This is a genomic window from Microbacterium awajiense (assembly GCF_039536545.1).
Classification (GTDB): domain Bacteria; phylum Actinomycetota; class Actinomycetes; order Actinomycetales; family Microbacteriaceae; genus Microbacterium; species Microbacterium awajiense.
Map to the genome: position 1 here is coordinate 29,146 of NZ_BAAAYU010000004.1, position 21,234 is coordinate 50,379.

General features: G+C 69.9%; 19 protein-coding genes and 1 riboswitch. Of the genes, 6 read left to right on the forward strand and 13 right to left on the reverse strand.

Features of this window, described 5'->3' with window-relative positions; all coding sequences use genetic code 11:
* Positions 1-58 precede the first annotated feature (58 nt).
* Genes ribH through ribD form a run of 4 tightly spaced genes read right to left on the reverse strand, consistent with a single transcriptional unit; the run spans position 59 to position 3,499 of the window.
* The gene (gene ribH / locus ABD663_RS06560) at positions 59-541 is read right to left on the reverse strand and encodes a 6,7-dimethyl-8-ribityllumazine synthase (RefSeq protein ID WP_344737163.1); all 483 of its coding nucleotides are present in this window, start codon (positions 539-541) and stop codon (positions 59-61) included.
* Complete coding sequence (ribA, locus tag ABD663_RS06565; RefSeq protein ID WP_344737164.1) at positions 538-1,815, reverse strand: GTP cyclohydrolase II; 1,278 nt, start codon at positions 1,813-1,815, stop codon at positions 538-540. Before ribA ends, ribH begins: the two co-directional genes overlap by 4 nt.
* Positions 1,812-2,465, reverse strand: a complete 654-nt coding sequence (locus ABD663_RS06570; protein ID WP_344737165.1) for a riboflavin synthase — start codon at positions 2,463-2,465, stop codon at positions 1,812-1,814. Before ABD663_RS06570 ends, ribA begins: the two co-directional genes overlap by 4 nt.
* A complete protein-coding gene (gene ribD, locus ABD663_RS06575; RefSeq protein ID WP_344737166.1) occupies positions 2,465-3,499 on the reverse strand; it encodes a bifunctional diaminohydroxyphosphoribosylaminopyrimidine deaminase/5-amino-6-(5-phosphoribosylamino)uracil reductase RibD in 1,035 nt (344 codons plus the stop codon). The genes ABD663_RS06570 and ribD overlap by 1 nt, the downstream gene beginning before the upstream one ends.
* A 57-nt stretch (positions 3,500-3,556) precedes the next feature.
* A riboswitch (FMN riboswitch) is annotated at positions 3,557-3,716 on the reverse strand.
* 100 nt (positions 3,717-3,816) lie between these two features.
* Here ribD and ABD663_RS06580 point away from each other — a divergent pair.
* The gene (locus ABD663_RS06580; RefSeq protein ID WP_344737167.1) at positions 3,817-5,520 is read left to right on the forward strand and encodes a glycerol-3-phosphate dehydrogenase/oxidase; all 1,704 of its coding nucleotides are present in this window, start codon (positions 3,817-3,819) and stop codon (positions 5,518-5,520) included.
* Here the strand turns inward: ABD663_RS06580 and ABD663_RS06585 are convergent.
* The 3 genes from ABD663_RS06585 to trpS all read right to left on the reverse strand — a co-directional run bounded on the left by ABD663_RS06585 (position 5,513) and on the right by trpS (position 8,032).
* Entirely contained in the window at positions 5,513-6,373 is an 861-nt protein-coding gene (locus tag ABD663_RS06585) for an Fpg/Nei family DNA glycosylase (protein ID WP_344737168.1), read from the reverse strand. The two genes, ABD663_RS06580 and ABD663_RS06585, sit on opposite strands and share 8 nt — an antisense overlap.
* A 20-nt stretch (positions 6,374-6,393) precedes the next feature.
* A complete protein-coding gene (locus ABD663_RS06590) occupies positions 6,394-6,963 on the reverse strand; it encodes a GNAT family N-acetyltransferase (protein WP_344737170.1) in 570 nt (189 codons plus the stop codon).
* Between the two features lie 64 nt (positions 6,964-7,027).
* Positions 7,028-8,032 (reverse strand): tryptophan--tRNA ligase, encoded by a 1,005-nt coding sequence (gene trpS, locus ABD663_RS06595; protein WP_344737171.1) that lies wholly within the window; start codon positions 8,030-8,032, stop codon positions 7,028-7,030.
* Between the two features lie 254 nt (positions 8,033-8,286).
* On the opposite strand from trpS, the gene ppsA reads away from it, so the two are divergent.
* Positions 8,287-10,668: a phosphoenolpyruvate synthase gene (gene ppsA, locus ABD663_RS06600; RefSeq protein ID WP_344737172.1), complete on the forward strand. Its 2,382-nt coding sequence runs from the start codon at positions 8,287-8,289 to the stop codon at positions 10,666-10,668.
* 83 nt (positions 10,669-10,751) lie between these two features.
* A complete protein-coding gene (locus ABD663_RS06605) occupies positions 10,752-11,288 on the forward strand; it encodes an OsmC family protein (RefSeq protein WP_344737173.1) in 537 nt (178 codons plus the stop codon).
* On the opposite strand, the gene ABD663_RS06610 is transcribed toward ABD663_RS06605, so the two are convergent.
* Genes ABD663_RS06610 through sdhC form a run of 6 tightly spaced genes read right to left on the reverse strand, consistent with a single transcriptional unit; the run spans position 11,270 to position 16,949 of the window.
* Positions 11,270-12,118 carry an exodeoxyribonuclease III gene (locus tag ABD663_RS06610; protein ID WP_344737174.1) on the reverse strand — a complete coding sequence of 283 codons (849 nt, stop codon included), beginning with the start codon at positions 12,116-12,118 and terminating at the stop codon, positions 11,270-11,272. The genes ABD663_RS06605 and ABD663_RS06610 overlap by 19 nt on opposite strands.
* A 41-nt stretch (positions 12,119-12,159) precedes the next feature.
* The gene (locus ABD663_RS06615; protein WP_344737175.1) at positions 12,160-13,389 is read right to left on the reverse strand and encodes a YihY/virulence factor BrkB family protein; all 1,230 of its coding nucleotides are present in this window, start codon (positions 13,387-13,389) and stop codon (positions 12,160-12,162) included.
* Positions 13,390-13,435: 46 nt separating this feature from the next.
* Positions 13,436-14,215, reverse strand: a complete 780-nt coding sequence (locus ABD663_RS06620) for a succinate dehydrogenase iron-sulfur subunit (protein ID WP_344737176.1) — start codon at positions 14,213-14,215, stop codon at positions 13,436-13,438.
* Positions 14,215-16,020 (reverse strand): succinate dehydrogenase flavoprotein subunit, encoded by a 1,806-nt coding sequence (gene sdhA / locus ABD663_RS06625; protein WP_344737177.1) that lies wholly within the window; start codon positions 16,018-16,020, stop codon positions 14,215-14,217. The genes ABD663_RS06620 and sdhA overlap by 1 nt, the downstream gene beginning before the upstream one ends.
* 42 nt (positions 16,021-16,062) lie before the next feature.
* Positions 16,063-16,515 carry a succinate dehydrogenase hydrophobic membrane anchor subunit gene (locus ABD663_RS06630; RefSeq protein WP_344737178.1) on the reverse strand — a complete coding sequence of 151 codons (453 nt, stop codon included), beginning with the start codon at positions 16,513-16,515 and terminating at the stop codon, positions 16,063-16,065.
* Positions 16,515-16,949 (reverse strand): succinate dehydrogenase, cytochrome b556 subunit, encoded by a 435-nt coding sequence (gene sdhC / locus ABD663_RS06635; RefSeq protein WP_344737179.1) that lies wholly within the window; start codon positions 16,947-16,949, stop codon positions 16,515-16,517. The genes ABD663_RS06630 and sdhC overlap by 1 nt, the downstream gene beginning before the upstream one ends.
* Before the next feature lie 243 nt (positions 16,950-17,192).
* On the opposite strand from sdhC, the gene ABD663_RS06640 reads away from it, so the two are divergent.
* The 3 genes from ABD663_RS06640 (at position 17,193) to ABD663_RS06650 (ending at position 21,155) form a co-directional block, all read left to right on the forward strand.
* Positions 17,193-18,776 (forward strand): SPFH domain-containing protein, encoded by a 1,584-nt coding sequence (locus tag ABD663_RS06640; protein WP_344737180.1) that lies wholly within the window; start codon positions 17,193-17,195, stop codon positions 18,774-18,776.
* Positions 18,777-18,798: 22 nt separating this feature from the next.
* Positions 18,799-19,914, forward strand: coding sequence for a mannose-1-phosphate guanylyltransferase (locus ABD663_RS06645; protein ID WP_344737181.1), 1,116 nt, complete (start codon positions 18,799-18,801; stop codon positions 19,912-19,914).
* Between the two features lie 134 nt (positions 19,915-20,048).
* A complete protein-coding gene (locus ABD663_RS06650) occupies positions 20,049-21,155 on the forward strand; it encodes a BMP family lipoprotein (protein WP_344737182.1) in 1,107 nt (368 codons plus the stop codon).
* Positions 21,156-21,234: the final 79 nt, after the last annotated feature.

Genomic DNA, 21,234 nt, shown 5'->3' on the forward strand with positions numbered 1-21,234 from the left:
CAGCAAGGCACGCCTCACCACGCGGACCTGACGGGGCGACCCGGTGCGCGGCACGACCTCAGGAGGCGCTGCCCACCTCGCGCAGGACGAGCGCGGTGCGCACGGCGGCATCCGCCGCTTCGAAGCCCTTGTCCTCGCGCGACCCTTCCAGCCCCGCACGATCGATCCCCTGTGCCTCGTCGTCGAGGGTCAGCACGCCGAAGCCCACCGGCTTGCCGGTGTCGAGCGCGACGCGGGTGAGGCCGTCGGTCGCCGCAGACGACACGAACTCGAAGTGGGGCGTACCGCCGCGGATGATCACGCCGAGCGCGACGGCGGCATCGGCACCGGCCTGCAGCGCGGCCTTCGCCACCACCGGCAGTTCGAACGAGCCGGGCACGCGCACGACCCGCCAGGTCGCTCCGGCGGCGTCGAGGGCGCGTGCGGCACCGGCGATCAGCCCGTCGGTGATGACGGGATGCCACGTGCCGGCCACGATCACGACGTCCAGGCCCGTGGCGTCGACGGTCTCCTGCGCCCGCGGTGCTCCCGTGCCGCTCATCGTTCCGCTCCTTCGTGCATCTGCTCGAGGGCATCGCGCAGATCGTCGTCGGCGATGAGGTGGCCCATGCGGTCGCGCTTGGTCTCGAGGTACTGGTGGTTGTTCGGTCCGACGCCGACCAGCAGCGGAACCTGGTCGACGACGTCGAGGCCGAGTTCGCGCAGCTGGGTCACCTTGTCGGTGTTGTTGGTGAGCAGGCGCACCCGCTCGACGCCGAGGTCGGCGAGGATCCCGGCCGCCGCCGCGTAGTCCCGCGCGTCGGCGGGAAGGCCGAGCGCGAGGTTGGCATCGACGGTGTCGAGGCCGCGCTCCTGCAGGCCGTAGGCGCGCAGCTTGTTGATCAGACCGATGCCGCGGCCCTCGTGCCCGCGCATGTAGACGACGACGCCGCCGTCCTGTGCGATGGCGTCCAGCGCCGCCTCGAGCTGTGGGCCGCACTCGCACTTGAGTGAGCCGAACGCCTCGCCGGTCAGGCACTCCGAGTGGACCCGGACCAGCGGTGAGTCGTCGGTGAGGTCGCCCGACACGACGGCGACGTGGTCGGTGCCGGTGACGCGGTCCTTGTAGGCGAGGAAGCGGAAGCTGCCGTGCGACGTCGGCACCAGCGCCTCGGCACGCAGGCTCACGCGGCGGCGGTGGGCAGGGGGCCCGCCGGGGGCGATCGGATCGGCCGCCTCGAGATGGGCGACCAGCTGCTCGATCGTGATGACGGGTACGCCGTCGCGCTCGCCGAGTTCGAGCAGGCCGGGCAGGCGCATCATCGACCCGTCTTCGGCGACGACCTCGGCGATGGCGCCGACCGGCTCGAGCCCGGCCAGGCGCATGAGCTCGACCGCCGCCTCGGTGTGCCCGCCGCGCTCGCGCACGCCACCGTCGACCGCGCGCAGCGGCAGGATGTGTCCCGGCCGGATCACACTCTCGGGGACCGACGAGGGGGATGCCAGCACGTTGAGGGTGTGTGCGCGATCGGCCGCGCTGATGCCGGTCGAGATGCGATCGGCGGCGTCGACGCTCACGGTGTAGGCGGTGCCGCGCGCGTCCTCGTTGACCTCGACCATGGGGGGGAGATCGAGCCGGTCGGCCCAGTCCGCCGGCATCGGCGCGCAGATGAAGCCGCTCGACCAGCGCACCGTCCAGGCGATCCACTCGGGAGTGGCCAGCTGGGCCGAGAGGACGACGTCGCCCTCGTTCTCGCGGTTCTCATCATCGGCGACGATCACCGGTCGACCTGCCCGGAGCGCGTCGAGGGCTTCGTCGATGGTGGCAAGGCTCATCGCGAGCCTCCTTCCGGGGGTGTTGCGGGCGCCGCGGCGCTCGGCGCGAAGGCGAGCAGCCGGCGGACGTGGCGGGCGAGGATGTCCGTCTCGAGGTTCACGCGATCGCCGGCCACGAGGGCCCCGAGTGTCGTGGCCGCGAGCGTTTCGGGGATGAGCGAGACCTCGAACCAGGCGTCGCCGCCGGCATCCGGTTCACTGACGTCGCTCACCGTGAGCGAGACGCCGTCGACGGCGATCGAGCCCTTGTCGACCACGAGTGGTGCGATGTCGGCGGTGAGGCCGACGCGCAGCACGCGCCACTGGTCTCCGGGTCGAACGTCGAGGACGGTGCCGGTGCCGTCGATGTGGCCCTGCACGATGTGCCCGCCCAGGCGCCCATGTGCCCGCGTCGCACGCTCGAGGTTGACGGGCCGCCCGGCCGCGACACCGTCCAGCGTCGACATCACGAGCGTCTGCCGCATGACGTCGGCGGTGAACCAGTCCTCACCGCGGTCGACGACGGTCAGGCACACGCCGCTGACGCTGATCGAGTCGCCGTGCCCGGCATCCGCTACGGCCAGCGGTGCCCGCACGGTCAGGCGCACGCCGTCGCCCGCGTCCTCGACGGCGGTGACGGCGCCGATCTCTTCGACGATGCCGGTGAACATCAGCTCTCTCCTTCGGATGGGTGATCGGATGCCGGGGGATGCGCGACGATCAGCACGTCGTCTCCCAGCTGCTCGACCTGAGTTGTGCGCAACCTGAGCGCGTCGGCGATCGTGTCCACTCCGAGGTCGTGGACCGCCAGGCGCGGTCCGCCGATGAGCACCGGGGCGGTGTAGACGAGCAGGTCGTCGGCGAGACCGGCACGCAGGACCGAGCCCACGACCGTCGGTCCGCCTTCGACGAACACGGTCTGCACGCCGCGGGCGCGCAGGTCGGCCAGCGCGGCGTCGAGGTCGTCGAATTGGAGGAACGGCCGCGGGTGCCGACGCACAGCCGCGCCCTCCGGCACGGGGCGCCGGCCGAGGACGACCGGCAGCGGTTGGTCGCCGGCGAGGTCGCCGTCGGCACCGCGGGCGGTGAGTGCCGGATCGTCGGCGAGCACGGTGCCGGTTCCGACGAGGATGGCGTCGGCGAGCGCGCGGCGGCGGTGGACGTCGGCACGCGCCGCGACGCCGGTGATCCAGCGGCTCGAGCCGTCGGCGGCCGCGATGCGTCCGTCGAGGCTCTGCGCCCACTTCACCGTGATGTGTGGTCGGCCCAGGCGCTGCACCGTCAGCCAGCCCGACAGCAGGTCTTCGGCCTCATCCGCGAGGACGCCGGCCGAGACGTCGACGCCGGCCTCACGCAGTCGGCGCGCGCCGCCGCCGGCGTCATGGCCCGGGTCGGCGATCGCATAGACGACGCGTGCCACCCCCGCCGCGATGAGGGCCTCCGAGCAGGGCCCCGTGCGTCCGGTGTGGTTGCAGGGCTCGAGCGTGACCACCGCCGTCGCCCCGCGCACGGCATCTGCGGGGGCCTTCGACAGCGCGTCGACCTCGGCGTGCGCCGTGCCCGCGCCGTGATGCCATCCCTCGGCGATGACGTCGCCCGACGGGGTGAGGAGCACGGCGCCCACCTGCGGGTTCACGCCCCGGGGTCCTCGGCGAGCGAGGTTCAGCGCGTGCCGCATGGCCGCCTGTTCGCGTTCGCCGCTCATCCGAGTCCTCCGTCGAGGCTCCGGGGAATGCGGCCGCGCGACGCGCGTCGCGTCGCCCCGTGCTGCCTCCCATCCGGACTCGTGCTGGTCACCCAGCACATCACCGTCGGTCCCGGAATTCCACCGGATCGGCTTCGGCGGCATCCTGATCGGATGGAGCGCCTCGGCTCGCGGACTGTCACCGCCGGTTCGGATTCTCACCGACCCCGGAGCACGTCAATGCTCAGAGTCTAGCCAACGCACCGTCGGCCGGTTCATTCCCGTGGATGGACGCCGCGATCGGCGGTGCGACGTACGCTGGAACCGGGGGGAGAGGCATGACAGAGCAGACGACCGGATCGGGTTTCGCCGAGCTGGCCGAGCGGCCGTACGCCGACGTCCTGATCATCGGCGGCGGGATCAACGGACTCGCCGTGCTGCGCGATCTCGCGATGCAGGGCATCGACGTGGCGCTCGTCGAGCGCGCCGACTTCGTCAGCGGCGCGTCGGCCGCCTCGTCGCACATGATCCACGGCGGCATCCGCTACCTCGAGAACGGCGAGTTCCGTCTCGTGCACGAGGCGGTCACCGAGCGCAACGGGCTGCTGAAGATCGCGCCGCACTATGTGAGGCCGCTGCCGACCACCATCCCGATCCACTCGACGTTCTCGGGTCTGCTGGGCGCGCCGCTGCGGTTCCTGCGTCATGGCCGGGGTCGGCCCGCAGAGCGCGGCGCGATCCTCATCAAGATCGGCCTCGTCATCTACGACTCGTTCTCGCGAGGGGGCGGCCGCGTCCCGCGCCACGAGTTCCACGGTCGCCGGCGATCGCTGCGCGATCTGCCCCGACTCAACCCGACGGTCAAGTACACGGCGACCTACTGGGATGCCTCGCTGCACGACCCCGAGCGGCTCGCCATCGACGTGCTGCGCGACGCTCGCGCGGCGGGGGCCCGCGCGGCGAACCACACCGCGGCCGTCGGCGTCGAGTCCGGCCGTGTCGTGCTGCGCGAGATCGAGACGGGCGACGAGGTGCCGTTCGCGGCATCCGTCATCGTGAACGCGACCGGGCCGTGGACCGACCTCACCAATCTCGCGCTCGGCGACCCGACGCGGTACATGGGCGGTACCAAGGGCTCGCACATCGTGCTCGACCACCCCGAGCTGCTGGCGGCGACGAGCGGGCGCGAGCTCTTCTTCGAGCACCGCGACGGCCGCATCGTGCTGATCTACCCGCTCAAGGGCCGCGTGCTCGTGGGCACGACCGACCTCGAACATCACATGACCGATCCGATCGTGTGCACCGAAGACGAGGTCGATTACTTCATCGACCTCATCGGCCAGGTGCTGCCCGACATCGCGGTCGACCGCGACCGCATCGTCCACCGGTTCGCCGGTGTGCGGCCGCTGCCCGGGCACGGCGACACCGCGCCCGGATTCGTCTCGCGCGACTACCGCATCGAGCAGGCACCCCTCCTCGGCGGGGACTCGACCGTGCTGAGCCTGGTGGGCGGCAAGTGGACGACCTTCCGCGCGTCCGCGGAACGCGTCGCCGACCGCGTGCTGGCGCTGCTGGCCACGCCGCGCCGTCACACGACGCGCGGCATCCCGATCGGCGGCGGGGCGGGATTCCCGACCACCGAGCGCTCGCGCTCGCACTGGGTGTCGTCGCACGCCGACGGCATCGGCATCGCCCGCGCCGCCGTGCTGCTCGATCGCTACGGCACCGTCGCAGCGCAGGTGATCGACGCCATCACTCTCGCCGGCGCCGATCGGCCGCTTCGTACGCTGCCCGCCTACTCGGTCGAAGAGCTGCGACACATCGCGGCCACCGAGCAGGTGGTGCACCTGGACGACCTGCTGCAGCGCCGATCGAGCATCGCGTTCACCGGCGGGGTGTCCGAGGAGTCGGCCGCCGAGGTCGCCGAGGCGATCGCGCCGGTGCTCGGCTGGGACGCCGACCGCGTCGCGGCCGAGGTGGTCCGCGCACTCGAGCGGGTGCACGCGGCCGATCCGACGTGGGAGCGCGCCGCCGCTACTTGAGCAGGCGCGACAGCCTCCGGTCGGCGAGGATCTTGCCGCCGGTCTGACACGTCGCGCAGTACTCCAGCGAGTTGTCGGCGAAGAACACGCTGCGCACCTCGTCACCGCACACGGGGCAGGCCTCGCCGCGACGGCCGTGCACCTGCATCCCGCGCCGCTTCGCGTCCTTCAGATCGGCGGGCGGCTTGCCGGATGCCTCGGACACCGCCTCGGCAAGCACCTCGGCCATCGCTGCGTAGAGGCGGTCGATCTCGCCGTCGTCGAGGTTCGCCGCCAGCGCATACGGCGACATCTTCGCGGCATGCAGGATCTCGTCGCTGTACGCATTGCCGACGCCGGCGATCGTGGCCTGATCGCGCAGTACGCCCTTGATCTGGGTGCGGCGGCCCGCGAGCAGCTGCGCGAGCGTGTCGCGGTCGAAGGCGTCGTCGAGCGGGTCGGGCCCGAGTCGCGCGATCCCCGGCACGTCGGCAGGCGCGCGGACGACGTACACCGCGAGCGACTTCTTCGTGCCCGCCTCGGTGAGATCGAAGCCCGAGCCGTCCGACAGCGCGACGCGCACGGCGATCGGCGTGCGGCCCGGCTTGATGAGCGTCGCCGGCAGCTGGTCGTACCAGCGCAGCCAGCCGGCCTTCGCGAGATGGAAGACGAGATGGGGGCCGTCGGTCACCAGATCGATGAACTTGCCGGCGCGCTCAGCGCCGCCGATGGTGCGGCCGACCAGGTCGGTGACGGGTGGATCGTAGGTCTTCAGTGCGGCGATGTTCGCCACCGTGACCCGTGTGATCTCGAGGCCGTCGGCGCGGTCACGCACGAACTCGACGAGTCCCTGCACCTCCGGCATCTCGGGCATGGGCCCATCCTCGCACGTGCTCAGCCGGCGAGGACCGGCCAGTCCTGCGGCATCCGGTCGTCGTCGTCGAGGATCGCCGCGACCCATCCGTCGCGTTGGGTCCCGCGATCGGGGAGGGCTGCGCGCAGCGTGCCCTCGAAGCGGAACCCGGCCCGCGCCGCCACCGACGCGGACGCCCGATTGCCGGCGATCGCGCGCCACTGCAGGCGCCGCAGCCCCAGCCCGTCGCGGGAGAGGGCGTAGGTCACGACCGCGGTGATGGCCTCGCCCAGCAGGCCGCGGCCCCGCATGCCCGGCGCCATCCAGTATCCGATCTCGCCGACCGGCGCCTTCTCGGTCAGCCCGAACACCGATGCGACGCCGGCGAGCACGCCGTCTGCACGCAGCGCCCACACCACCTCGGTGCCTTCCTCCCAGTGCGCGGCGGCGCGCCGGATGAACTCCTCGGCGTGCGCTCGCTGGTAGGGCGAAGGAACCGTCGTGTAGCGCTGGATCTCGGGGTCCTGGCATGCGGCGAAGATCGCATCGACGTCGTCGGTGCCGGGCACCGACAGCTCGAGTCGCTTCGTGCGCAGGATGACGGGAATCATCCGGTCACTCTAACCCCCGCCCGTCTCGCCGCCTGTCCGCAGAGAGGGCGACGCGCGGGATGCCTCACACCCGGCGGAGCAGCCCGACCTTGTCGTAGACGTCGGCGAGGGTCGCGTCGGCGACGGCGGCGGCCCGGGCGGCGTTGGCTGCCAGGACGCGGTCCAGTTCGGCGGGGTCGTCGAGCATCTCGAGGGCACGGGTGCGCACTGGGCCGAACTCCTCGGTCACGACCTCGGCGAGCGCCTTCTTGAAGTCGCCGTACCCGCGGCCGGCGAACTCGTCCTCGATCGCGGGGATCTGGCGGCCGGACAGGGCGGCGAAGATCACCAGCAGGTTCGAGACGCCCGGCTTGTTCTCGCGGTCGTAGCGCACGGTGCCGTCGCTGTCGGTCACTGCGCGCATGATCTTCTTCGCCGACACCGCCGGGTCGTCGAGCAGCCACAGCACGCCCGCATCGGACTCCGCCGACTTCGACATCTTCGCGGTCGGGTTCTGCAGATCGTAGATGCGCGCGGTGTCCTGCTGGATCACGGGCATCGGCACCTGGAACGCGGTGCCGAAGCGCGCGTTGAACCGCTCGGCGAGGTCGCGCGTGAGCTCGACGTGCTGCTTCTGATCGTCGCCGACCGGCACGATGTCGGTCTGATACAGCAGGATGTCGGCGGCCATGAGCACCGGGTAGGTGAACAGGCCGACCGAGGTCGCGTCGCTGCCGTAGCGCTGCGACTTGTCCTTGAACTGCGTCATACGGCCGGCCTCGCCGAAGCCCGTCACGGTGGAGAGCACCCACGCGAGCTCTGCATGGGCGGGCACGTGCGACTGCACGTAGAGCGTGGACTTCGACGGCTCGATCCCGGCCGCGATGTACTGCGCCGCCGTGCGGCGGGTCTTCTCGCGCAGCTCTGCGGGATCGTTCGGCTGTGTCAGCGCGTGCAGATCGACCACCGAGAAGAACGCCTCGTAGGACTGCTGCAGCTCGCGCCACTGCATGAGCGCGCCGATGTAGTTGCCGACCTGCAGGGAGTCGGCTGAGGGCTGCATTCCGGAGTAGAGGCGGGGCTTGGTCACCCGCCAATCCTACGGGCGGGCGACGGGGCGGGATGGCGCACCTGCCGCACGCGCGGCGCCTTCCGCCCCGGCGGAAGATTCTCTGCCCTTGTCGCGGCACGGCGCGTCCGTAGACTCGACATCGACCCATATCGAGTCCTCCGGCGACGGAGCCGGGGAATCGAGGTCAGCGTCCGCCTCCGGCGGTCCTCCCACGCCGCGCTCGGTTCGTCGTCCCTCCGGGGAGGCTCTCCCGCGCGAAAGAGGAGGACGACATGCCGAACATCCGCTGGTTCCAGGACCTGGGTATCGACGACATCGAACAGGTCGGCGGCAAGAACGCGTCGCTCGGCGAGATGGTCTCGAACCTCTCACATCTGGGAGTCGCGGTGCCCGGCGGCTTCGCGACCACCGCCGACGCGTATCGAGAGTTCCTCGCCGAAGGCGATCTCTATGAGCGGATCCGGGTCGCCGCCCAGTCGATCGACGTGGGCGACATCAGCCAGCTCTCGCGCGTGGGCGCGCAGATCCGCGGCTGGATCGAGGAGCAGCCGCTGCCGGCGGCCTTCGAGAAGGACTTCCGCGAGGCCTACGCCACCCTGGTCGCGAACGATCCCGATCCGGATGCCGTCTCATGGGCCGTGCGCTCCAGCGCGACCGCCGAGGACCTGCCGGACGCCTCGTTCGCGGGCCAGCAGGAGACGTTCCTCAACATCCACGGCATCGACAACGTCCTCAAGGCGATGCGTGTGGTGTTCGCCTCGCTGTACAACGACCGTGCCATCGCCTACCGGGTGCACCAGGGTTTCGCGCACCACGAGGTCGCGCTGTCGGCCGGCATCCAGCGCATGGTGCGCTCGGATGTCGGATCGTCGGGGGTCATGTTCACGGTCGACACGGAATCCGGCTTCACCAACACGGTGCTGGTCACCTCGTCGTGGGGTCTGGGTGAGGCGGTCGTTCAGGGGGCCGTGAGCCCCGACGAGTTCAGCGTCTACAAGACCGCGCTGCGCGACGGTCGACCGGCGATCTCGCGCCGCCAGCTCGGGGACAAGGCGATCAAGATGGTCTATGCCGAGGGGCGCAGCGTCGGCACGAGCACGGTGTTCGTCGACGTGCCCGACGAGGACCGCCTCGTGCTGAGTCTCGACGACGACGACGTCACCGAGCTGGCGCGCCAGGCGCTGGTCATCGAAGACCACTACGGCCGCCCCATGGACATCGAGTGGGGCAAGGACGGCGTCGACGGCAAGCTGTACATCCTGCAGGCCCGCCCCGAGACGGTGGTCTCGCGCCAGGAGGCCGGCGTCGTCAGCCGATGGGTGCTGGGTGACCGCGGCCGCGTCATCACGCACGGCAGCGCGATCGGCAACCGCATCGGCGCGGGCCCGGCCCGTGTCATCCACTCGATCGACGAGATGGGGCAGTTCCGTGACGGCGAGGTGCTCGTCGCCGACATGACCGACCCCGACTGGGAGCCGATCATGAAGAGCGCCTCGGCCATCGTCACCTCGCGCGGCGGTCGCACCTGCCACGCGGCGATCATCGCCCGCGAGCTCGGTGTTCCCGCGGTCGTGGGCACCGGGAACGCGCTCGAGACCATCACCGAGGGTGAGGCCGTGACGGTCTCCTGCGCCGAAGGCGATGCAGGGTTCGTCTACGACGGCCTGCTCGAGTTCCACGAGGAGCGGACCGAGCTGGCCGACATGCCCGAGATCCCGACGAAGATCATGATGAACGTCGGCACGCCCTCGCAGGCGTTCTCGTTCGCCCAGCTGCCCAACCACGGAGTGGGTCTCGCACGGCTCGAGTTCATCATCAACCGTCAGGTCGGAATCCACCCCCGTGCATTGCTGGAGTACGACTCGATCTCGGACGAGCTGCGTGCCGAGATCGCGCCCCGGATCGCCGCGTATCCGTCGCCGCGCGAGTTCTTCGTTCGTCGCGTCGCCGAGGGTGTGTCGACGATCGCCGCCGCGTTCGCGCCCGAGCGGGTCATCGTTCGCATGAGCGACTTCAAGTCGAACGAGTACGCCAACCTCATCGGGGGGCCCGTGTACGAGCCGCACGAGGAGAACCCGATGATCGGGTATCGCGGGGCGGCCCGGTACGTGTCACCCGACTTCCGCGAGTGCTTCGACATGGAGTGCGAGGCGATGAAGCGCGTGCGCGATGAGATGGGGCTCACCAACGTCGCCCTCATGATCCCGTTCGTGCGCACCGTCGGCGAAGCGGAGCGCGTCATCGAGCTGCTCGCCGAGAATGGTCTCCGCCGCGGCGAGAACGGACTCGAGGTGATGATGATGTGCGAGCTGCCGAGCAACGCGGTGCTCGCCGAGCAGTTCCTGCAGCACTTCGACGGGTTCTCGATCGGATCCAACGACATGACCCAGCTCACCCTCGGCCTCGACCGGGATTCGGGTCTGGTCGCCGACCTGTTCGATGAACGCAATCCGGCAGTGCTCCACATGATCGGCCGCGCCATCGACGCGTGCCTGGCCGCGGGCAAGTACGTCGGCATCTGCGGACAGGGGCCCAGCGACCATCCCGATCTGGCCGAGTGGCTGCTGGAGCGGGGGATCGAGTCGATGTCGCTCAACCCGGACACCGTCGTGGACACCTGGCTGCGACTGGCGAAGGTCGCCGGAAAGGTGTGACCCCGCGTCACATGGCGTCACGCCGGCTTGGCGCGCCGCACGACGCGCGTCAGGCTGGAGGCCCAAGCGAGAGGACGGCTGCCATGGACCGCGACCGGCTGCGCAGCGCGCAGGCCCCGCTCAAGGAGCGCTATCGTGCCGAACCGGATGCCGCACTCACACCCGTGCATGCCGCGGGTGTCATCGCCGAACCGCTCACGGTCGACGTCGAGACCCCGGCCGGCGTCGTGCGCGCAGCCCTCCATCCCGCGACCGGCGGGGATGCCTCGGCGGGCGCGTGCTCGGGAGACCTGCTGCTGCAGGCGCTCGTCGCGTGCGCCGGGGTCACCGTCTCGGCAGTCGCCACGTCGGCCGGAATCGACCTCGGGCGCGTGCGCATCCATGCAGAGTCGACGTTCGACGCACGCGGCACCCTCGGCGTCGATCGGGGCGTCGACGTCGGCATCGCACCCGTGACCCTCGTCGTCGAGGTCGCAGCCGAGCTCGACGACCCCACGCTGGCTCGTCTGGCCGCGGCGACCGAGCGGTACTGCGTCGTGGCGCAGTCGCTGCGGCATCCGCCGGTCATCGAGCTGCGCCGCGCGCACGCGCTCGCAGCCGCTCAGGCTCCGACGCGGTAGTCGGCGACCACCGGCGCGTGATCGCTCCAGCGCGTGTCCCACGAGGGCGCGCGCACCACGCTGTAGCCGCTCGCGCGCGCGGCGAGGTCGGGCGTGGCCAGGTGGTAGTCGATGCGCCACCCGGTGTCGTTGTCGAAGGCGCGACCGCGCATCGACCACCAGGTGTAGGGGCCGTCCACATCGCCGTGCGCCTGTCGGCCGACATCCACCCAGCCGAGCCCCGTGCCGGTCGCGCCGTCGGCGGTGTTGACGGGCATGCCGGCCTGACCGACGAAACGATCGAAGTACGCGCGCTCGCGCGGGAGGAAGCCGGCGTTCTTGACGTTGCCCTTCCAGTTGCGGATGTCGCGCTGCGTGTGGCCGACATTCAGATCGCCCATGATGAGCGACAGCGGCGCGTGGGCCTGCAGGCGGGGCATCCGCTCCTCCATCGCGTCGAGGAATGCGTACTTCGCGGCTTGGCGCGGCGTGCCCGCCTCGCCCGTGTGCACGTAGGCGCTCACGACCGTGAGGCGCTCGCCGCCGAACTCGTAGTCGGCCTCGATCCAGCGCCCGGCGGCGTCCGTACCGCCATCGCCCAGCGCGGTGCGCACATCGGCGGGGGCGATCCGCGCGGCGATCGCAACGCCGGCGCGGCCCTTCGCCTCGGCCTCGTTGCCGACGATGTGCCATCCGGGCAGGGCCGCCGCGAGTTCATCGGCGTTCGCGCGCACCTCCTGCAGGGCCATGACGTCGACATCGGCACCCGCCAGCCACTCGATCATGCCCTTGCGCACGGCGGCGCGGATGCCGTTGACGTTGACGGAGGCGATGCGTACGGATGCGGGCACGCCCGCCAGCCTAGCCACGACCGCCGACACCGGGCCGCGCGTCAGCGGCTGACGTTTCCGTGCTCGATCGGAGCGGGAGCGGCGGCTTCGACCTGCGCGAGCTCGGTCTGTGCGGCATGCACGGCGCGGTCGGCCGCCCACACGCGATACCAGGGCGCGCTCGTGCGCGCCTCACGCGCGGTGCGCAGTCTCACCTGGGCGGCCACGAGCAGGGCACGGTGCTCCGCGGCGATCCGCTCGGCCTCGGTGATCGGCACGAGCGGAACGTCGCGATCCGATGCCGACACGGCGATCCACGCGCCCGCCACCAGCATCACGATGCCGGCCAGGCGGAACCAGAGCAGCAGGCCGACGAAGATCGCGAAGGTCGCCAGGAGCGGGTTCGACGGGGTGTAGAGCAGCAGGACGCCGGCACCCAGCTGGAGGACGGTGAGCGCCGCGCCGCCGAGGATGGAGCCGGGCCAGATCCGGCGCCAGCGCAGCTGGGTGCCGGTGAGGAACCGGAACAGCGCCGCCAGCGCCGCGACGTTGATGATGAGCGAGACGAGCACCGATCCAAGTCGCACGGCGATCGTGGAGAGGGCTGACCCGTCGAGGCCGAGCAGTCCTCCCAGCCACGACAGCGCCCAGACGCCGACCGCGTTGAGGGCGCCGCCGGCGACGATCGCCGTGCCGAACACGATGGCGGCCAGGAAGTCGCGCGACTTGAGCAGGATGTAGCTGCGACGGTCGGGGGCCAGCGCGAAGATGTCGCGCACCGCTCGACGCAGGAACGTGATGAAGCCGATCGCCGTCCAGATCGCCGTTCCGAGCGCGATGAGACCCGTGATCGCGAGCACACCGCTGCTGTCGATCGCGATGGTCTGCACGTCCTGCTCGGTGAACAGACCCGGCTGACCGTCGGTGCCGATGAGCCCCGGCACATACGTGTTGATCACGTTGATCATCGCCGTGACCGCCGCCTCGTTGCCGCCGAGCCAGAGTCCGACGACGGCGAACGCGACGTACATGACCGCGAAGAACGCGAACAGCGCCTGATAGCTGACACCGGCTGCCAGCAGGAACCCGTTGTGCTGCAGGAAGTGCCGCCACACGCGCACCGGGAACCAGGCGAGCGTCTGCTTCGTGATGCGGGTCGCGCGCTCGATCGGCTCGTCGAATCTCTCGCGGAACGACTCCTGCGTGGACTCCCACCGGGCTCGCAGCGTCTCTTCTTCGCGCTGTGCGGCGTCGGCCTGAGTGCGCGCCGCCTGGTGCCCCTTTCCGCTCACGCCGCCCAGCCTAGCGAGGCGCACGCGCCGATTCGTCGCGGACGGGTCAGGAACCGCCGCCCAGCACGGCCCGCTTGACCTCGGCGATCGCCTTGGTCACCTCGATGCCGCGCGGGCACGCCTCCGTGCAGTTGAAGGTCGTCCGGCAGCGCCACACGCCTTCCTTGTCGTTGAGGATGTCGAGTCGGACGTCGCCGGCGTCATCCCGCGAGTCGAAGATGAAGCGGTGCGCGTTGACGATCGCGGCGGGGCCGAAGTACTGGCCGTCGGTCCAGAAGACCGGGCACGACGAGGTGCACGCCGCGCACAGGATGCACTTGGTGGTGTCATCGAAGACCTCGCGGTCGACGATCGACTGGATGCGCTCCTTGCCCGGCTCGGGCTTCGAGTTCGCGATGAGGAACGGCTGCACGTCGCGGTACGACGCGAAGAACGGCTCCATGTCGACGACGAGATCCTTCTCGAGCGGCAACCCCTTGATCGCCTCGACGTAGATCGGCTGCGAGATGTCGAGATCCTTGATCAGGGTCTTGCAGGCGAGGCGGTTGCGGCCGTTGATGCGCATGGCGTCCGACCCGCAGATGCCGTGGGCGCAGGAGCGACGGAACGTGAGCGAGCCGTCGACCTCCCACTTGATCTTGTGCAGCGCGTCGAGCACGCGGTCGGTCGAGTACAGTTCGACGTCGTAGTCGACCCAGCGGGGCTCCTCGTCGACCTCGGGGTCGAAGCGACGGATGATGAACGTCACCAGGAACGACTGGATGCCGGTGTCGTCGGCGGCCTCGATCTCAGCCGTGTCGTCGGTCTCCACCAGAGCGGTCGACATCAGTACTTCCTCTCCATCGGCTGGTAGCGGGTCACCACGACGGGCTTCCAGTCCAGGCGGATGTGGTCGTCGGCGTTCGACGAGTGCGGATCGCCGGTGAGGTAGGCCATCGTGTGCTGCATGAAAGCCTCGTCGTCGCGCTTGGGGTAGTCGTCGCGCATGTGACCGCCGCGGCTCTCCTGCCGATTGCGCGCGGTGACGACGACGACCTCGGCGATGTCGAGCAGGAAGCCCAGCTCGACGGCTTCGAGCAGGTCGGTGTTGTACCGCTTGCCCTTGTCGTCGACGTGGATGTTCCGGTAGCGCGAGCGGAGCTCCTCGATGACCTCGAGCACCTCGCCGAGCGATTCGTCGGTGCGGAACACCTGCGCCTTGCGGTCCATCTCGTCCTGCAGCTTCTTGCGCAGCACGGCGATCCGCTCGGTGCCGGTGTTCTCACGCAGGCCCTCGATCATCTCGCGGACGTCCTTGGCCGGGTCGTCGGGCAGATCGACGAACTCGGCGGTCTTCACGTACTCCACCGCGTTGCGTCCGGCCCGCTTGCCGAACACGTTGATGTCGAGCAGCGAGTTGGTGCCCAGACGGTTCGAGCCGTGCACCGACACGCACGCGCACTCGCCGGCGGCGTAGAGGCCCGGGACGACGGTCGTGTTGTCGCTGAGCACCTGCGCGTCGTTATTGGTCGGGATGCCGCCCATCGCGTAGTGCGCGGTGGGCATGACGGGCACCGGCTCGACGACGGGGTCGACGCCGAGGTAGGTGCGGGCGAACTCGGTGATGTCGGGGAGCTTGGTCTCGAGCACTTCGGCGCCCAGGTGCGTGCAGTCCAGCAGCACGTAGTCGCGGTGCGGACCGGCTCCGCGGCCCTCGGCGACCTCCTGCACCATGCAGCGGCTGACGATGTCGCGGGGCGCGAGGTCTTTGATGGTCGGGGCGTAGCGCTCCATGAACCGCTCGCCCGAGACGTTGCGCAGGATCGCGCCCTCACCGCGTGCACCCTCGGTGAGGAGGATGCCCAGACCGGCGAGCCCGGTCGGGTGGAACTGGAAGAACTCCATGTCCTCGAGGGGGAGGCCCTTGCGCCACACGATGCCGACGCCGTCGCCGGTGAGCGTGTGGGCGTTCGAGGTCGTCTTGTAGATCTTCCCGAATCCTCCGGTCGCGAAGATGACCGCCTTCGAGTGGAACACGTGCAGGTCGCCGGTGGCGAGTTCGTACGCGACCACGCCCGCGACCTCGGTCTTGCCCGCGGCATCCTTCACCGTGATCAGGTCGAGCACGTAGAACTCGTTGAAGAAGTTGATGCCGAGCTTGACGCAGTTCTGGAAGAGCGTCTGCAGGATCATGTGACCCGTGCGGTCGGCCGCGTAGCACGCCCGTCGCACGGGGGTCTTGCCGTGGTCGGCGGTGTGGCCGCCGAATCGGCGCTGGTCGATCTTGCCCTCGGGGGTGCGGTTGAACGGCAGGCCCATGTTCTCGAGGTCGATGACCGCGTCGATGGCCTCCTTGGCGAGGATCTCGGCGGCATCCTGGTCGACGAGGTAGTCGCCGCCCTTGACGGTGTCGAAGGTGTGCCACTCCCACGAGTCCTCTTCGACGTTCGCCAACGCCGCCGCCATGCCTCCCTGCGCCGCCCCGGTGTGCGACCGGGTCGGGTACAGCTTGGTGATGACCGCGGTCTTCGCGCCGGGACCGGCTTCGATCGCCGCCCGCATGCCTGCGCCGCCGGCGCCGACGATCACGATGTCGAACTGGTGGTAGTGGACGCCGTCTTTGACGTAGGAGTCCGTCGCCTGTGTGCTCACGTGTGGGGTGCCTCGGTCGTCTTTCGCTTCGTCGTCGCGCGCTCAGCCCTGTGCGCTGCAGATCTCGGTGAGGACGCTGCCGTCGCTCAGGTTGGGGATGCAGGGGTCGAAGGTGAACACGACGAGGGTGCCCAGCAGGATCAGGAATCCGGCCGACAGCCACAGCGCCCACACCAGCACCTTGCGCGTGCCCTTGTGGGTGACGTAGTCGTTCACGATCGTCCGCATGCCGTTGGCTCCGTGGATGAGGGCGAGCCACAGCATCAGCACGTCCCACCACTGCCAGAACGGCGATGCGAGCTTGCCCGCCACGAAGCCGAAGTCGAGCCCGTGGATGCCTTCGCCGAGCATCAGGTTCACGAACAGGTGCCCGAAGATGAGGATGATCAGCAGCACGCCCGACACGCGCATGTAGATCCAGCCCCACTTCTCGAGATTGACTCCGCCGCGGCGTGCGGCGGTCTGCGGGGCGCGGGGATCGGCGATCGCGGTCATCAGTGACCCCCTCCCGCTCCGGCGAAGACGTTCATCAGGTGCCTCGGCGTGAAGGCGAGCATCGTGACGACCCACAGGCCCAGGACGCCCCACCACAGCTGACGCTGGTGGCGCGTGGCCCACGACCAGACGTCGACGAGGATGATGCGCAGACCGTTGTAGGCGTGGTAGGCGATGGCGCCCACGAGCGCGACTTCGCCGAGGCCGAGGATCGGGTTCTTGTAGGTGCCGATCACGGCGTCGTACGCATCGGGGGCGACCCGGATCAGTGCCGTGTCCAGCACATGGACGAGCAGGAAGAAGAAGATCCCGATCCCGGTGATCCGGTGCAGCACCCACGACCACATGCCCTCGTTGCCGCGGTAGAGCGTTCCGCGGGGAACCTTCGAGGTGGTCTCGGACACCGACGGGGTCACGCGTGCTGGTGCAGACACAGCCGTCCTCCCTGGTCGATCGACGAGGGGCGTTCGATCAACCCCTCCGCCGGCGCACCGCGAAGGCGCGAGCCGGGCGCCTGGTGGGCGCAGATCCCATCCTATTCCCGTCGTCGGCTGCCGGTCGCTTAGGTGCACCTAAGCGCGCTGTCCACAGCGACGTCTCGAAGCGCGCGCGTGCTGGCAGGATTGCAATGGCCGTCGAGCGATCCGCCGTCGGGGAGTACCACGAAGGAGTCGTCCATGGAGATCGCCGGACTCGTCGGCATCCTGCTCATCATCGGCGTCGGTGTCGCCGCCGCGATCATCATCGGACTCATCCTCCTGCTGTTCGCACGCAGCTGGATCAAGGTGGCGCGCGCCGACGAGGCGCTGGTGATCTCGGGCCGCAAGCAGAAGGTCCAGCAGGCGGTCGTGGCGGTCGACGGCTCCACGCGATCCGAGCTGACGGAGTCGCCGGTGACGGTCATCGTCAACGGCAAGTCGCTCGTGAACCCGATCACGCAGCGCCACGAGATCATCTCGCTGCGCTCACGACAGGTGTCGCTCAACGCCGAAGCGCAGTCGCTCGACAACGTGACGCTCAACGTCGACGGTGTCGCGATCGTGAAGATCGGGTCCGATCCGCTGTTCGTCCGCCGCGCCGCCGAGCGGTTCGCGTCGCAGGACCAGGCGATCGAGCAGTTCACGACCGAGCAGCTCGAGGGCGCCCTGCGCGGCATCGTCGCGACCCTCTCCGTCGTCGAGCTCATGCGCGAGCGCAAGAAGTTCTCCGACCAGATCGCGGCCGACGTCTCGCACGAGCTCGCCGAGCAGGGGCTGATCCTCGACTCGTTCCAGATCAAGGGGATCACCGACGCCGTCGGCTACATCCAGTCGCTCGGCGCGCCAGAGATCCAGGCGAAGCGACAGGCGGCCGAGATCGCCCAGACCAACGCCGACCGCGCGATCAACCAGAAGATCATCGCCAACCAGGAGGCGAACCTGGTCGAGCAGACGGCGCTGGACACCAACACCGCGAATGCGGACGCGGGCGTCGGTCGCGCGCGCGCCGAGGCCGAGCAGGCCGAATACCTCGCCCGCGCGCAGGCCGAGCAGGCCGTTCTGCAGCAGCAGGCCGAGAACAAGCAGGCCCAGCTGGACGCCGATGTCAAGCGCGTCGCCGACGCGCAGCGATACGAGGCCGAGACGCGTGCGCAGGCCGATCTGTACACGCGTGAGCGGTCGGCCGAGGCTGCCGCGATCGAGCAGGTCAAGCAGGCGGAGGCCCGCACGCGCATCGCCGAGCAGCAGGCCGAAGCCGACCGCGCACGCGCCGCGGGTGAAGCGGCGGCGGCCGAAGCCAAGGCGGCGGGTGAAGCCGGCGCGCTGCGGGCGCTCGCCGACGCCGAGGCGGCCGCCCGACGCCTGCGGTCGCAGGCCGAGGCGGACGCGATCCGCGCGGAGGGCGAGGCGCGCGCAGCCGCCGTCGAAGCCGAGGCCGAGGCGATCGCCTCGAACCAGGAGGCCCTCCTCACGCAGCGGGTGGTCGAGGTGCTGCCGCAGATCATGGCCGAGTTCGCCAAGGGGTACTCGGCGATCGGCAACGTCTCGATCATCGGCGCGGGCGACGACAGCGCGTCGGCCGTGGTCGGGGGCGACAGCGCCACGGCGATGCGATCGGTGTTCGACAGTGTCGAGGCGGCGACCGGTCTCGACCTCGCCGCGATCATCCAGGGCCAGACGGTCGGTCGCGGCATCGGCGCCGGGATCGCCGAGTCGACCGCATCCCCGGCGGCATCCCGGGCGTCGAAGAAGCGCGGCGCGGACCCCGCAGCCGATCGTTGACACCGACCACTAGCCTGGGGTCATGGCCGAGCCCGTCGCAGACTTCTACGCAGTCATCCCCGCAGGCGGTATCGGCAGTCGGCTGTGGCCGCTCTCACGCGCGGATGCTCCGAAGTTCCTCCACGACCTGAGCGGATCGGGCAGCACACTCCTGCGCGACACGTGGGACCGCCTCGAGCCGCTGACCGGTCCGGACCGCATCGCCGTGGTCACCGGGCGCGCCCACCGCGCGGCGGTCGAGAAGGAGCTGCCGGGGGTCCCCGACAAGAACGTGTTCCTCGAGTCGGAACCGCGCGATTCGACGGCGGCGATCGGCCTCGCGGCGGCGGTCCTCGCACGCCGTGAGCCCGACGTGATCATCGGCTCCTTCGCCGCCGATCATGTGATCCGGGTGCCGCACCTGTTCGACTGGGCGGTGCGCCAGGCGATCGAAGTGGCCCGCGAGGGATACGTCTGCACGATCGGGATGCCGCCGACGGAGCCCTCGATCGGATTCGGCTACATCCGCAAGGGCGCCGAGCTCATCGTCGACGGCGCGCCCGAGGCGTCCCTGGTCGCGAGTTTCGTCGAGAAGCCCGACCTCGAGACGGCGAAGGAGTACTTCGCCGACCGCACCTACCTGTGGAACGCGGGCATGTTCATCTCGCGCGCCGACGTCCTGCTGGGCGAGATCGCCGAGCAGGAACCCCAGCTCTACGCGGGCCTGATGGACCTCGCCGAGGCGTGGGACGACCGCGAGCAGCGCGGCCCCGTCGTCGACCGCATCTGGCCGACCCTCGCGAAGGTGGCGATCGATTATTCGGTGGCGGAGCCGGCAGCGCAGCGGGGCAGGCTCGCCGTCGTGCCGGGTCATTTCGACTGGGACGACGTCGGTGACTTCGCGAGCCTGGCCAAGCTCAACTCGCACGGTCGCAAGAACGACCTCGCGATCCTCGGCGAGAACGCCCGCATCCTCTCGGATGCCGCCAGCGGCATCGTCGTGAGCCAGACCGACCGTGTCATCAGCCTCATCGGCGTGCGCGACATCGTCGTCGTCGACACCGAGGACGCGCTGCTGGTGACCACGAGCGAGCATGCGCAGCGTGTGAAGGGCGTCGTCGACGCGCTCAAGCTGACGGGCCGCGGCGACGTGCTCTGATACGGACGTATTGCGGCTTTGTAACCATTCGCGCGCACAGCCGCTGTCGGCATGCGTCGTGAGCGTCACACGGGGTAGCTTTCACACATCACCCGCGAAGTCCGCGGGTTCTTCCCTTTGCACGTGGAGGCACAGTGACCACCATCTCGACCCGCAAGCGGCTGCTCGCCGGCCTCGTCGCCGCGACCACCGCCGTTGCGCTCGCCGGCTGCGCGTCGGCCCCCGAAGCCACCCCGACCGAGACCGAGGCCGGTGGCGGTGCCATCGAGGGCTTCAAGCCCTGCATGGTCTCCGACGCGGGTGGCTTCGACGACAAGTCGTTCAACCAGCTCGGCTACGAGGGCATGGAGCGCGCCGCCGATGAGCTCGGCGTCGACTTCCTCGCCGTCGAGTCCGGCTCGGAGTCGGACTACGCGCCGAACCTGACGAGCCTCGTCGACCAGGGCTGCACGCTCATCATCACCGTCGGCTTCGCGCTCGCGTCGGCCGCCGGCGAGTCCGCCGCGCAGAACCCCGACGTCGAGTACGTCTCGATCGACGACGTCGTGGACAACGACTTCGACGGTACGACCGACTCGCCCAACATCAAGCCGATCATCTTCGACACCGCGCAGGCTGCGTTCCTCGCCGGATACGCCTCGGCGTCGTACTCGACGGCGAAGAAGGTGGGCACCTTCGGCGGCATGAACTTCCCGACCGTCTCGATCTTCATGGACGGCTTCAAGCAGGGCGTCGAGTACTGGAACGCCGAGATGGGCGACAGCGTCGAGGTCCTCGGCTGGGACGGCACCGACGGTGTCTTCACCGGTGGCTTCGAAGCCAACCAGGACGCGATCAACGCCGCCCAGGGTCTCGTCGACCAGGGTGTCGATGTGCTGCTGCCCGTCGGTGGCCCGATCTACCAGAGCGCCGCTTCGGTGATCCGCTCGTCGGGTCGCGACATCGCGCTGCTCGGTGTCGACGCCGACGTCTACGAGACCGACCCCAGCGTCGCCGACCTGCTGCTCACCTCGGTGCGCAAGCTCATCGACGTCGGTGTGTACGACGCGGTGATGGCGGCGGGCGTGGGCGAGTTCGACGCCACCCCGTTCGTCGGCACCCTCGAGAACGACGGCGTCGGCCTCGCGCCGTTCCACGACTTCGAGTCGCTCGTCTCGCCCGATCTGCAGGGTGAGCTCGACGCGATCGCCGCAGGCATCATCGACGGGTCGATCCCGGTGACGTCCTACCTGGCGGAGTAAGTCTCCAACACACCGGAGGGCGGTCGGCGCGAGCCGGCCGCCCTCCGTGCGTGCGGCACCGTTGTGGGTGCGAGCGACG

What these genes read in the sequence shown, in the direction of transcription:
- ribH (WP_344737163.1), bottom strand. Translation starts at nt 541, where the DNA reads ATGAGCGGCACGGGAGCACCGCGGGCGCAGGAGACCGTCGACGCCACG.
- ribA (WP_344737164.1), bottom strand. Translation starts at nt 1,815, where the DNA reads ATGAGCCTTGCCACCATCGACGAAGCCCTCGACGCGCTCCGGGCAGGT.
- ABD663_RS06570 (WP_344737165.1), bottom strand. Translation starts at nt 2,465, where the DNA reads ATGTTCACCGGCATCGTCGAAGAGATCGGCGCCGTCACCGCCGTCGAG.
- ribD (WP_344737166.1), bottom strand. Translation starts at nt 3,499, where the DNA reads ATGAGCGGCGAACGCGAACAGGCGGCCATGCGGCACGCGCTGAACCTC.
- ABD663_RS06580 (WP_344737167.1), top strand. Translation starts at nt 3,817, where the DNA reads ATGACAGAGCAGACGACCGGATCGGGTTTCGCCGAGCTGGCCGAGCGG.
- ABD663_RS06585 (WP_344737168.1), bottom strand. Translation starts at nt 6,373, where the DNA reads ATGCCCGAGATGCCGGAGGTGCAGGGACTCGTCGAGTTCGTGCGTGAC.
- ABD663_RS06590 (WP_344737170.1), bottom strand. Translation starts at nt 6,963, where the DNA reads ATGATTCCCGTCATCCTGCGCACGAAGCGACTCGAGCTGTCGGTGCCC.
- ppsA (WP_344737172.1), top strand. Translation starts at nt 8,287, where the DNA reads ATGCCGAACATCCGCTGGTTCCAGGACCTGGGTATCGACGACATCGAA.
- ABD663_RS06605 (WP_344737173.1), top strand. Translation starts at nt 10,752, where the DNA reads ATGGACCGCGACCGGCTGCGCAGCGCGCAGGCCCCGCTCAAGGAGCGC.
- ABD663_RS06620 (WP_344737176.1), bottom strand. Translation starts at nt 14,215, where the DNA reads ATGTCGACCGCTCTGGTGGAGACCGACGACACGGCTGAGATCGAGGCC.
- ABD663_RS06630 (WP_344737178.1), bottom strand. Translation starts at nt 16,515, where the DNA reads ATGACCGCGATCGCCGATCCCCGCGCCCCGCAGACCGCCGCACGCCGC.
- ABD663_RS06640 (WP_344737180.1), top strand. Translation starts at nt 17,193, where the DNA reads ATGGAGATCGCCGGACTCGTCGGCATCCTGCTCATCATCGGCGTCGGT.
- ABD663_RS06645 (WP_344737181.1), top strand. Translation starts at nt 18,799, where the DNA reads ATGGCCGAGCCCGTCGCAGACTTCTACGCAGTCATCCCCGCAGGCGGT.